Here is a 12,364-nt window from a genome sequence, read left to right on the forward strand (position 1 = left end):
AAGTTGATAGTCTTCGATTGATTTGTGACTTTAGAAACCGTTGACCAGAGGTGTTCGAGCACTTCTGGTCTTATTTCAAAATCACAGTATTTATTTATTTAGTTACTGTAATCCTCCTTCCTTCGATTTTAAAATGAACTTTTCCTGTTTTTTCCATGACCTGTAGTATGGACGATATATTCCTGGATCGGGATATCCAGCCTCCCAGCTTTAGCTTCTCCGGTGCATCTTCAGCATAAATGACATCAACATCGTACCAGCGGGAAATCTTTCTCATGAGGGATCTGAAATCATTATTCTCCAAAATGAAATCTCCCCTTTGCCAGTCGGTAAAGTCCTCTGCATTTACAGAGACAACGGTTATCGACTCGCCCTGGACGCGGGCTTGCTGACCTGGTTGTAAAAGCGTTTGATTATTGATTTTCACACTCCCCTCAAGAAGCGTTGTCTTGACAAATGGCTCATTTTCGTATGCATTTACATTGAAATGAGTACCCAGAACTTCTATTATCTGATTTTTGCCTTCAACAACAAAGGGTACTTTTTTACCCTGGTTTATAATCTTACTCACCTCAAAATAAGCTTCACCATCTAGCTTCACTGTACGTACATCAGTAACAGTTGTCGGGAATGTGAGTGATGAGGCAGCATTTAACCAAACCCGGGTCCCATCAGGAAGGTTGACCTGATACTGGCCCCCGGCTGGTGTAAACACAGTATTGTATTCTGTTTTCACAGAGATAGTCTCCTGTTCGGGAAGATCATAAATAATCTGTCCATCGGCTGTTTTAGAAACGGATATACCATCTTCATCAGCAATATGTCCGCTCACAGTCTGATCAAGATTAATCTTCTTTCCATTGGCAAGAACCAAAACAGCCCTGTTTTTACCAGCTTTAAGATCGGCGTTTGCAGGGAGGTTGCTGAGGTAAGATGAAGGATGGTTTTGCTTATATATAAAGATACCGGATAGTGAAATGATCAGCAGTGCTGCCGCTGAAATTAAAGGAAGTAACCTCTTTGTTGTTGCTTGCCTGAATTGTTTTTGTGTTTTCAGATCCTGATGTATATATCCTGAAACGTGATCCAAGACCTGATTACTACCTTTTGTTAAGAAGGATTCCGATGGCTGCTGATGCTCGTTACGGTTCCAGTTTACATAAGCAGACTCCAGCCAGGCCTGCTCCTCTTCCGAAGCTTCACCCGCGATATACCGGTCTAATATTTTTCTGAATTTTTCCTCTTCCATTACTTATATCATAGGGTTGATATATGTAATACACACAAAGAATGAAGATTGGGGATATGAATTTAATATTTATTTTACATGAATATAATATAGCACAAACCACAACAGACCTATTTTACTTTTGAGTATTCTCACGGCCTTCTTCATATGATCTGCACTTGTAGACTCTGTGATACCCAAACGAACAGCTACTTCTTTATTTGACAGATTTTGTTTTTTCCGTAGTTCAAAAACTTCACGCATCCTAGGAGGTAGTTTAGCAATCTCTGCTTCTATCATCGCTGCGAATTGTTTTTCACGAATCAGGGTATCCGTATAAATGCCACTGTCTGCATTTGTCTTGCTGAAAGTTTCAGCATAGGATTTTATCCTTGCTTTGCTTCTGATCAGATTAAAAATTGTGTTCCTAAGCGCAACAAAAAGATAACCACTCAGGTTATTTCCTTCCTCTAGGGATCCGCGTTTATCCCAAAATTTCATGAACATTTCCTGCAATACATCTCTCGCATCGCTCTCAATCCTAAGTTTATTGTATGCATGACCGTACAAAAGCTGGCTATAACGGTTGAATATCTCGGTAAAGGCATGATGATCATTATTTTTCATACGAAATATTAGATCATCGTCGGTCAAATTCTCGTATATAATGCCAGCGCCAGTCATTAATTTATGAATATGGTGTTATTTTGCTTGGGTGTAGCTTAATAGAAACCAAAAATAGTATTTTTTTCAGTATTTAAGTCCGAGATGTACCGTGATAACAGGAATTCTTACAACTTTTATCTCATCTTTTGCATGACCTGACCTTCTGTTTTTAAAAAAATCACAAATTTTACACCCCTTTTTAGGCTACAATAATTCCTGATTTGGCTACAGGGGTGCTACAGCTTATGGAGAATTTTGCTGCATCAGATTTTAAATAAAAGATTATGCAGTCAAATGAAAAGAAAGTAGCCCTGGTTACAGGGGCCAATACAGGCGTTGGATTTCAAGTTGCCAAAGCCCTGGCCAATAATGGTTATACTGTGTTTGTAGGGTCCCGCGATCTGCAAAAAGGAGAAGCCGCTGTTGCGGAAATAGACGGTGATGCAAAGGCCATTCAAATAAATATCACAGACTCTACTTCTATCAATAATGCAGTAAAGCAGATAGAAAGTGAATTTGGATATCTTACATTGCTGGTCAATAACGCCGCCATTTCAAATGCAGGGAAACCTGGTCGCACCATGGAAGAAGTATTGGGAGCGCAACGCGCCAGCATTGCACCCTTAGAAGAGATGCGCACGGTTTGGGATACCAATGTATTTGGTACACTTGCTGTCACGCAGGCATTTTTACCTTTATTGCGAAAAGCATCAGCGGCAAGGATTGTAACTGTTTCCAGTGCTCTAGGTTCCCTTGCGATCAATGCAAACCCTGACAATCCATATCGTGATAATTTTGATGCTGTATATGGTGCATCCAAAACTGCACTTAATGGAATTTTTCTCTCCCTGGCCATAGAGTTGGAAAGTACAAACATCAAGGTAAATCTCGTGAGTCCTGGTTTTACTGCGACGGCACTCAATAATTTTCAGGGAACAGATACGGTTGAAGAAGGTTCTTTGGAGCCAATCAGGGTAGCATTGTCAGAGGACATCCCTACCGGTAGCTTTACCGGACCGGCCAACTTTGCAGGAACAGACAACATTCTTCTCTGGTAATATCTAACAGCTTGAAAAACCTATGATGATATCCTTGTCATAGGATTTTTCAATAATTTTATCAAATGAAAAATAAGGAAGGTAAACTCATACGCTTTATATCCATATCCGAAAGCCATCAGGCTTTTGGCTTACCCAAGCCACAACATCCTTTGATCAGCTTGGTACATTTCAATGAGAGCAATCCTTTCAATACAGATATGGCTCCTATTTATGATGTATTGAACTTTTACAAGATAACTTTCATCACACAAAACAGCGGGAAGCTAAAATACGGACGAGACTATTATGATTATAACGAAGGAAGTATGCTTTTCCTGGCTCCCAACCAACTGGTAGGAAGTACGGAATACAACCGGAAAACTTACGCTTACCTCCTGCTGATACATCCAGAATTTTTATTGGGTTATCCCTTAGCAAAAAAGATAAAGCAGTATGGGTATTTCGCCTATTCGGTTAATGAAGCCCTCCATTTATCTGACCCTGAAAGGGAGGTCATTCTTACTATTCTCAGGATAATGGAGAAGGAACTGAATAGCCGCGTAGACGAGTTTAGTCAGGAGGTTATTGTTGCCCAGATAGAATTACTCCTCAGTTATGTTAATCGCTTTTACAAGCGACAATTCATCACCCGCAAAGCAGTTAACAATGATATTCTTCAAAAGACAGAAGCTATTCTGGATGAGTATTTTAGAACGCAGCAACCTCTACAGCAGGGCCTGCCCACAGTTCAGTTCCTTTCGGAAAAATTGAACTTGTCGACCGGCTACTTAAGCGATATGCTGCGCTCACTCATCGGACAAAATGCACAGCAATACATCCACGCAAAACTTATTGAGCAAGCAAAAGAAAAGCTGTCAACGACAGAGTTATCAATCAGTGAAATTGCGTATGACCTGGGTTTTGAGCACTCGCAGAGCTTCAGCAAATTGTTTAAGAACAAAACTAACCAAAGCCCGGTAGAGTTTCGGCAGTCATTTAATTGAGGTACGACATAGGAAAAGATTCCATCTTTTTTCCTATGCCACAGCAGGATATACAGTTGTCTTTATTCAGCCCAGGTGACCATGAATGGTTTAATTTTAATATAAACGCACAAACCGTTCATTAACGCACATTAAGTGTGTAGTAACGATCAAAAGACACTAAATTGCTTGTTACTCAATTTGGTTACAAATTATCTACTGGACCCAGCTGTTATTTATCTTGATCTTATCCAGGATGGTGACAAATGCAGGACAGCTTTTCCACTAAACTTGCGTTCAATAAGTGCCTCAGCAACAGCTGAGATTTTTGTCCATGCTTCTTCTACACCGATGTTTATTTTTAATTTACCTTTTTCAACTAAACTCAGCAAAATTGCAAGATCGTCAGACATTGATCCAGCAGCAGAAATTTCGTGAAATACATGCATTGACCTTAGAGATGCGCCTGGTGAATCATAGAACAGGACATTGCTATCAAAGGTTATCTGTGAACTTTCAGAAGCACCGATCGTAATACATGTCCCGTTTTTCTTTAGCATCCCGAGCGCAGCTGATAACGCAGATCCACCTAAAGAATCAAGGATAATGTCAAAAGCGCCATATGGTTGTGCTTCGTTCATTGAAGTTCCAATGATGACAGCACCACTGGTTGACTCTTCTACAAGTTTTTTTTGATTTGCGCTTCTTATATGTGAATATACCACCGCACCGGCGGAAGCAGCAAGTTGAATAGCCATCTGTCCTACTCCCCCACTTGCGCCATTGATCAGGACTTTTTTACCAAGAAGAAAACCACCCTTACGCAATGCGTGCAAGGCAGTTAAACCCGCCAATGGAAGACATGCAGCCTGTGCATCAGAAACGCCCTGGGGAATCACTGAAATGGAATCCAAAGGCACATGAATCCGCTCACACCAGGATCCGATCGCCAGCAGGCCAACAACACGTGTTCCCACGATGGGCGCACCCACTACCCCATTGGTATCTTCAACAATTCCTGCGAAGTCCCAGCCCGGACGGGTTCCGGTTACGCTGGTAGTTAGTGCCCTCTTTGTTTCTCCACGGTTGAGAGAAACTGCAGTAATACGGATTGTAATCTCGCCTTGCAGGGCGGGTCCAAGATCAACAGTACGAATGGCAAGACGGTGCTCATCATTCTCATCAACAGTGATCGCTTTTATTTGCGTTGGTACCATAAGTATATTTTTTTTACAAAGGTGACCAATGTCAGTATTCCAAATCAAGGAGATTTGTCACCAGTATTCGGTGACATTTATCACCGATTACGCAGGTTTTTCAGCAAATATCTCGCGGGAAGACACCAATTGATTTTTATCATTAAATTTGAATAGATGTTCGATGTGTTTATAAACTATATTACCAACCAGGTAGAGCTGACTGCTGAAGAAATAGATATGGTCCGTAAAGCCCATATCTACAGAAAAATCAGGAAAAGGCAATTTCTTCTGCATGAAGGGGAGATTTGCAAATACAGTTGTTTTGTGACCAAAGGTTGTCTGAGGTCCTATCGGATTAGTGATGATGGCAATGAACATATACTTCGGTTTGCAGTAGAAAACTGGTGGGTTAACGATAATGAAAGTTATCGTACGGGCCAACCATCAAAAAGTAACATCGATGCGCTTGAAGACTCCGAGGTGATTTTAATATCAAAGGACAATCTTGACCTTCTGATGAAAGAGATACCGAACTTACAACAGCTGATTGAAAAGCTGCAAGCGAGAAGTTATGATGCCAGTCAGCAAAGAATTTATTTAAATATAAGTTCTACAGCCCTACAAAAATACGATCATTTTATAAAAACTTATCCCACATTAATTGGCCGTTTACCATTAAGGACCATTGCAGCATATCTGGGAGTTTCCCGGGAAACTCTTAGCAGGATAAGAAATTAATATCTTTGCCTATCGCAATATAAATAGCTGGTGGGAAATGTAAAATTGGATACGTGGAATCCAATACTTCCAGATTTGACTATTAATACTTAAACGTATAACTCAGCCAGAGCACATCATCTTCCATCTGTTTCACATTTTCAAGTTTCAAAAGTGTAGCTCCTTCCCTTTTAATATCCTTGTCAATCTCAAAAAGAGTAGAAGTTTCTATCGTACCATCGGCAATGGGCAGAAGTACATGCTGCAACTCGTCAATCAGTTTTTCGTTGAGAAAACTGCCGTTGATATGGGCACCACCCTCTAACATTAAATGCTTAATGTCAAATAGCGCATACAACTTTTCTAAGGCCGTTTGTAATGAAATCACCTTTTCGCCAGCGAAGATGTAAGAAACACCGATATCTTTAAGATGCGCTAAATAGGCATCCGGAACAGCTTCCGTCAATACTGAAATCACATGGTCACCTTCCATTTCTGGCTCTTCCCATCCAAGTTTCCCCTGCCCGTCAATAGCTATTGCAAAAGAATCCGATTGATGCTCGGCAACGAAATCCTTACGGTCGACCTCCTGATGTCCCTTTTTAAGGATAGGCTTAGCAAAGTCAGTGAAATCCTTCTCCATTGTAGTACGCCCTACAATCCAGGCTTTAACACCAATTTTCTCGTGGACTTCTTCAAATTTATTGGCCAGCTTTTTTACGGTTGCATCACTTCCCCATTTCTCAGACAAAATCTTTCCGTCTACTGACGTCATCATCAGACAAGTTACGTATGGTCTTTTCTTCATCGTGTTCTTTTCTATTGAAACACAGTTTTCAGGCAATTGTTGAATAAGTTTTGGCTTAGAGCTATAGATATGCGCTATTTCAAATAAAACGTCTGGCTAAACGCCCCATTCACTGCGGCATCCCAAACCTCAACCCGTGCCCATTTCCTGCCCTTTAAATTTGCTTTAAGATCAAGCTGCTCTGTGCCGAAAGCTTTGGTATAACGCAGATCTATTTTCTCACGGTATACCTTCTTCCCATCACCAGATATGACCTCAACAAAGTTCAAAGGGAAGGTCCAGCTCAGTTTCAGGCGGACATCTGCTACACCCGCAGCGTTCAGTTTTACCGTTTCTCCTGATACTTTACCATTTAACTTAAGCTCATGCATCAGCACCTCCCCAGTTGTGCTAAAGAATTTACCCTGCTGCATCTGCTCTATAAAGGGTTTCCAGCCATCCTCATATTTCGGCAACTTATCCATCATCATGTAATTGACATTCATATGCGCATACATCTCATTCTCCTTAGTGATCGTGAATAAGTCAGCCTCAGAAATGATCGTTTTCTTTTCGCCCCAATTGTTCATATCATCCAGCAGGTCCAGCACCCGTTTCCCCAGCCGTGGTTGTGAAAGGTCTGCCGGCATCGCCTTCCAGGCAGCCCCCATGAAACGATCGGATTTGAAGAAATCCTCGTGGGAATAGATATCAGGAGTATTTACTGAACCTTTGGTACGCGCATGGGCCGTCCATGCCAGTCCCTGCTCCGCTTCCAGTAATTTCAGCATATCGTTTTTGTTGCCGATGTGATACACCTTTCCAAAACCCGGACGCTGCTCCACAAAAGGCTGATCACCGGTACGTGACATCACCCAGTAAACCGGTTTTGGAAAGATCTGCAGCCAGTGTCCGCCAAAGAATTCATTAGGTTCTTCTCCGGGCAGCAGCAGGAAGTCGTCAGTAGATAGGCGCTTGCACTGGTCGAACAGCGCTTTCAGCTCCTTTAAACGCAACGAATCTGGTCCTTTAGGATGAGCAGTATAGTGAAACTCACCCAGGTGAACCATATCCACCCCCATACGTTTAAACACATCCACAAACTCCGGTTTCTCAGGAACAGGCTGACCACCCAGAACCACCTTCATGATAAACTCATTGTGGAAATGGCTGGACATGGTTTTAAAGCCAGGTACAGACACGTAGCGATCAGCATGAGTGAACTTCTTCACCTCGTCCAGTACAGCAGGGCTATCACCCTCATTCAGCAGACAGAAAAAGTTAAGTCGTTGTTTTGTTTGTGGCGGCGCATTAAACCAGGGTACATAGCGGTGATCTCCCTGCAACTCCTGACGGATGCCGATCCCATACCCCGGAACACTCTTCCGGTAGTTCTTTCCCTGCCAGATAAATTTCAGGTTAAAGGCCTCATCCAGTGGATAAAAATACTGATGTGGCGCCGGGAATACGGCAAGGCTTCCCTTCTCATCCTGTGCGGCGATACTGCGGTATTTAACGGCCAGATTCCGGGCAGTGTCTGTATAATTTACCGCAGCAGAAGCCAGCTCGTCTGCAGTACTGATCCAGGAGAGTTTCTTCCATTTTTGCGTTTTGCTGACCAGTCCTGCGTCGTATACAATCGCAGTGGCATCAGCCTCGGTAGACATCACCGCGGCAATATTGATCAGTGGACTTCCATTGTAAAAGGTCACCTCGAGCTCACCGGTAAAGGTATCTGCTTTAAGTTTTCCTATTCTTACTATAGTCCTGCTGCCTGTAGTTTCTGCAGCTATTGAATTTTTAGTCAGCACTACCGGAGAAGTACTAAAAGGTCTTAGCGGAACTTTATCAAAAAATATGTTCCATCCGTTTTGTGATAACAAATCGCGTTTTCCGGTACTCAGTAAAAACACGGGATCAAGACCCTCTGAAATGGTTGCAGGATTGGATTTTGCACCCAATGAAATGCGCTTAAACAAAGGATTAGAGGCTGAAAGATCAAATTGTACCTTTCCGAATTGTGATTTACCCGCAGGCCAGGTAATTTCGACAATCTGGTTTTGCATGGTTATACTGACCTCCCCGTTATTCTTAAAAAGTTTGGTATCTAATTTCAGCTGTGCATCGGCCCGGGACACTACTGTGAGCAGCAGTACGACCGCAAAAAGAGTTCTCAAGTTCATATCTGGTAGTTTATAATTCTAACCTACAGTTTTTTGTGCACATTCAATAGCAAAAATTTCATGTATTTTCTCTAAATTGGATGGGCTATTGATAACCTAAATATAAACGATGAACAAATCTTTAAAACTTGCAGCAACATTTTTGTGTGCCGCTACCTTACTAATGAGTTGTAAAAATTCAGCCCCTGCCGACAATGAGCTGTCTTCCGCCGAAAAAGAAGCGGGTTGGAAATTGCTTTTCGATGGGAAAACCTCTGACGGATGGCATTTGTATAACAAGGGCAAGATCAACTCAGCCTGGAAGGTCCAGGATGGAGCTTTGGTCTGCACCTCTGATCCCAATGTTGAACATGGAGACCTGTTGAGTGATGAGGAATTCAAAAACTTTGACCTGAGGTTCGACTGGAAGCTGCAGGCTACTGGCAACAGTGGTGTATTTATCAATGTGGTAGAGAAGAAAGAATACCCTACTGCATGGACTACAGGTCCGGAGTATCAGCTTTTAGGTACTGAACATTTGGATATGGATAAGCCTACAAAACACTCCGGATGTTTGTACGGATTTAGTGCACAGCTAAACAAAGTGGATACAAAACCGGCAGATCAGTGGAATACCTCCAGAATTGTACAGAAAGATGGGGTGATCACTTTTTACCTCGACGGGATTGAAACAGCCAAAGAAGATCTTAAAGCGGCTGCCTGGAAAGAAAAGATCAAGGAAACCAATTTCAAGAATTTCCCCGACTTTGGAAAAGCGCTGTCAGGCCATATTGCTTTGCAGGACTGGACGAAAGGGATATCCTTTAAAAACGTAAAGATTCTCGCTTTATAGAAAAAGCATAAAATGACGAAGCCCCTCTGAACAAGGGGCTTCGTCATGAATAAAACTTATTTAATGATAAAATGATAAGTTCCGGCTGATAAATGATAATTGTTATCAAGCTGCTTACCATCCAGATAAATGTGTCTTTTTTCAGCACCTGATAACTGGAAATCAGCACTGCTGTTTGCCGGAATGACAACCGTGTAAGCGATGCTTTTTCCGCTGCGCTTCCATGATGAAACAATCTTGCCGTAAGGTCCTTCATATTCGCTTTCCATATGCGAAAGACCAGTTACAAAGTTTGGACGAAGCAGGATGTTTTTGAAACCTGCGGCCGATTCATCAGGTTTGATACCGCCCAAACCTTTAAAAAACCAGCCTCCAACTTCACCAAACATCATGTGATTTTGTGAGATATCCCTCGGTGCCTGCATATCCCAGTTCTCCTGAAGCGTAGTGGCACCATTGGCGATCCACCATCCCCAGGATGGGTAAGTGTCCTGAGCGGCCAGTTTATAGGCGATCTCTTCCTGTCCGTTTTCACTCAGGGCGTTCAGCACAGCTTTAGCACCCAATACGCCTACATCCAGGTGCATTTTGTCGGCCACCACTCTTTTGGCTAGGTTAGCTGCCAGCTGCAAACGATACTCCTCAGGAACCACATGCCATTGCAGGGCCATACTCAGCTCCGTCTGTACACCACTTCCATACAGACATGTTTCCTTATTAAAGTACTTGTTGTTGATTGCAGTCCGGATCTTTTCAGCAAGCTGGGTATAGTATTCCTGATCCTCGGTTTTTCCAAACAGTCCGGCAGTTTTTGACAGAATCAAGGCATCAGTATAAAAATATACGGAAGAAGTATATTCCAGAGAAGAGGAAGATTTAACAGGAACCCAGTCGCCCCGGCCAAAACTAGTCAGTCCATCTTTACTGATACTTTCTACATAATTTACATATGCTTTGATATTACTGTAGTTATCACTGAGGGCTTTTGTATCTCCATAAAACAGGTACAGATTCCAGGGGATAATCGCTATCGTGCTTGTCCAGTCGGTACCATTTGCAGTGCCATATCCCCATCCACCGGTTGGGATGATATCCGGCAATACCCCATTGGGCTGCTGTTCATCACGGTGATCGGCCATCCATTTTTCATAAACTGAGATTCCATCAAAATTGTAAAGCCCTGTTTCCACTGCGAAATGACCATCACCCGTCCAGCCATTTTTCTCCCGCTGCGGGCAGTCGGTCGGATACCCAAAGAGATTGCTCAAATACGCATTGTTGGATGCCCACCAGATCTTATTCACGATCTCGTTAGATGAGCCAAACTGACCAGCTGGTTTCACATCGCTATGCATGAAGTACGCTGTTACATCATTTTTTGACAGCTTGATCGGCTTGCTGCTGTGAAGTTCCACATACTGGAAACCTTTGTAGTTAAACTTAGCCATGAACTCCACCGGCTTACCGTTTAAGGTGACGATATCCGTCTGGAATGGATCAGAATCATCTTTTGGACGATAGTAAACATCAATGTTTGACATATCCAGTCTTCCGTTTGGATAAAGCCGCTCACCATGTTTGATTCTCACCACCGTGCCACTTTCTCCATTCAGCTTCAGTTTGGTTACACCCGCGATATTCCGGCCCAGGTCGACCAGATACACTGTATCATTGATCTTTTTGATACTTTTTGGTAGTATTTCTTCTACGTTGCGTATCGGCTCCATCGTCTGACTAACGATTTGCCTTGATGGTGCACTGCGCAATGAGATACCATCCCATTTCTGATCATCAAAGCCAGGCTTGTTCCATCCCGGGATCTCCAGGCGACTGTCATAGTGCTCACCCGTGTAGATATTGTTGGAAGTAATAGGTCCGGTCTTCGTTTTCCAGTCGTTGCCCGTAGCGATCACCTCCGTAGTGCCATCAGTGTAAGTGATCCTGAGATCCATGCAAAATGCTGGTCGCTGACGCCATGGGGCACGGTCGAAATTCCATACCGCTAAGGCCTGGTGATTGTACCAGCCATTACCAAGCAACACGCCTATGGCATTTTCACCCTGCTGCAGATTGGCCGTCACATCGTAACTTACATAAAGGTTACGCCTGTCAAAACGCGTATACATAGGATCCAGCCTGTGGTTACCTACCTTTTTGCCATTGAGAAATAACTCATACAAACCCGCCACCGCAATATATGCTCTGGCAGACTTGATCTTTTTCTGCGCTTTGAAGCCTTTCCTGAAATAGGGTGCCGGACGCGCATCGATACCTTTCCTGTCACTGATCCAGGCACCTGTCCAGCGCTCTCCCATTAGTCCTGTTTCAAAGGAATTCACTGCAGAGCTGATCTCCTTGTTATCCTTATCCCAGACCTTAACTTTCCAGAAATACTTGCTGTAGGGAGCCAAAGGCTTACCGGCATAGGCAACCAGCATTGCTACTGAGGTAGTTTTGTCTGTGGTCCAGCCATTACCCTCACCCTTAACCACCGCCATGGAATCCGTACCGATGATCAATTGATAAGCGGTTTGTGTTGCCCCGCTCCTGCTATCTTTCAACATCCATTTCAGTCGGGGATGAACCTCATCAATCCCAATAGGATTGACGAGGTATTCAGTTCTCAGGCCCGTGACAGCAGCTTCCGCCGCAGATGCCTTCAGTCCTGCTGAGCCAAGCAAAGCAGTCAAAAAAAGAATTTGTCTATATCTCATATCATTAAATAGTAA

Annotated in this window: 11 protein-coding genes; 4 read left to right on the forward strand and 7 right to left on the reverse strand. The window is 43.1% G+C overall.

Annotated elements, in window-relative coordinates; genetic code table 11:
* Window positions 1-94: 94 nt before the first annotated feature.
* Window positions 95-1,249 (reverse strand): FecR domain-containing protein, encoded by a 1,155-nt coding sequence (locus tag OQY15_RS03805; RefSeq protein ID WP_265787942.1) that lies wholly within the window; start codon window positions 1,247-1,249, stop codon window positions 95-97.
* A gap of 69 nt (window positions 1,250-1,318) precedes the next feature.
* Window positions 1,319-1,855: an RNA polymerase sigma-70 factor gene (locus tag OQY15_RS03810; protein WP_265787944.1), complete on the reverse strand. Its 537-nt coding sequence runs from the start codon at window positions 1,853-1,855 to the stop codon at window positions 1,319-1,321.
* Between the two features lie 323 nt (window positions 1,856-2,178).
* Between OQY15_RS03810 and OQY15_RS03815 the strand changes: the two genes are divergently transcribed.
* Both OQY15_RS03815 and OQY15_RS03820 read left to right on the forward strand, forming a co-directional pair.
* Window positions 2,179-2,952, forward strand: coding sequence for an SDR family NAD(P)-dependent oxidoreductase (locus OQY15_RS03815; RefSeq protein ID WP_265787946.1), 774 nt, complete (start codon window positions 2,179-2,181; stop codon window positions 2,950-2,952).
* A gap of 65 nt (window positions 2,953-3,017) precedes the next feature.
* Window positions 3,018-3,938 (forward strand): helix-turn-helix transcriptional regulator, encoded by a 921-nt coding sequence (locus OQY15_RS03820; RefSeq protein WP_265787948.1) that lies wholly within the window; start codon window positions 3,018-3,020, stop codon window positions 3,936-3,938.
* A gap of 215 nt (window positions 3,939-4,153) precedes the next feature.
* Here OQY15_RS03820 and OQY15_RS03825 read toward each other — a convergent pair whose 3' ends face one another.
* Together OQY15_RS03825 and OQY15_RS03830 are read right to left on the reverse strand one after the other, a co-directional pair.
* Entirely contained in the window at window positions 4,154-5,134 is a 981-nt protein-coding gene (locus OQY15_RS03825) for a zinc-binding dehydrogenase (protein WP_265787950.1), read from the reverse strand.
* Window positions 5,135-5,221: 87 nt separating this feature from the next.
* Entirely contained in the window at window positions 5,222-5,410 is a 189-nt protein-coding gene (locus tag OQY15_RS03830; protein WP_265788364.1) for a hypothetical protein, read from the reverse strand.
* Here OQY15_RS03830 and OQY15_RS03835 point away from each other — a divergent pair.
* On the forward strand, window positions 5,354-5,854 hold the full coding sequence (locus OQY15_RS03835) for a Crp/Fnr family transcriptional regulator (RefSeq protein ID WP_265788361.1): 501 nt from the start codon (window positions 5,354-5,356) through the stop codon (window positions 5,852-5,854). The two genes, OQY15_RS03830 and OQY15_RS03835, sit on opposite strands and share 57 nt — an antisense overlap.
* Before the next feature lie 82 nt (window positions 5,855-5,936).
* On the opposite strand, the gene OQY15_RS03840 is transcribed toward OQY15_RS03835, so the two are convergent.
* Both OQY15_RS03840 and OQY15_RS03845 read right to left on the reverse strand, forming a co-directional pair.
* Window positions 5,937-6,641 carry a RibD family protein gene (locus OQY15_RS03840; RefSeq protein ID WP_265787952.1) on the reverse strand — a complete coding sequence of 235 codons (705 nt, stop codon included), beginning with the start codon at window positions 6,639-6,641 and terminating at the stop codon, window positions 5,937-5,939.
* A gap of 74 nt (window positions 6,642-6,715) precedes the next feature.
* Window positions 6,716-8,803 (reverse strand): hypothetical protein, encoded by a 2,088-nt coding sequence (locus OQY15_RS03845; protein WP_265787954.1) that lies wholly within the window; start codon window positions 8,801-8,803, stop codon window positions 6,716-6,718.
* Between the two features lie 109 nt (window positions 8,804-8,912).
* Here OQY15_RS03845 and OQY15_RS03850 point away from each other — a divergent pair, with 109 nt between their 5' ends.
* Window positions 8,913-9,635 (forward strand): DUF1080 domain-containing protein, encoded by a 723-nt coding sequence (locus OQY15_RS03850; RefSeq protein ID WP_265787956.1) that lies wholly within the window; start codon window positions 8,913-8,915, stop codon window positions 9,633-9,635.
* A 56-nt stretch (window positions 9,636-9,691) separates the two neighbouring features.
* Here OQY15_RS03850 and OQY15_RS03855 read toward each other — a convergent pair whose 3' ends face one another.
* Window positions 9,692-12,349 (reverse strand): alpha-L-rhamnosidase, encoded by a 2,658-nt coding sequence (locus OQY15_RS03855; protein ID WP_265787958.1) that lies wholly within the window; start codon window positions 12,347-12,349, stop codon window positions 9,692-9,694.
* Window positions 12,350-12,364: the final 15 nt, after the last annotated feature.

This window comes from Pedobacter sp. MC2016-15 (assembly GCF_026239695.1).
Lineage (GTDB): Bacteria > Bacteroidota > Bacteroidia > Sphingobacteriales > Sphingobacteriaceae > Pedobacter.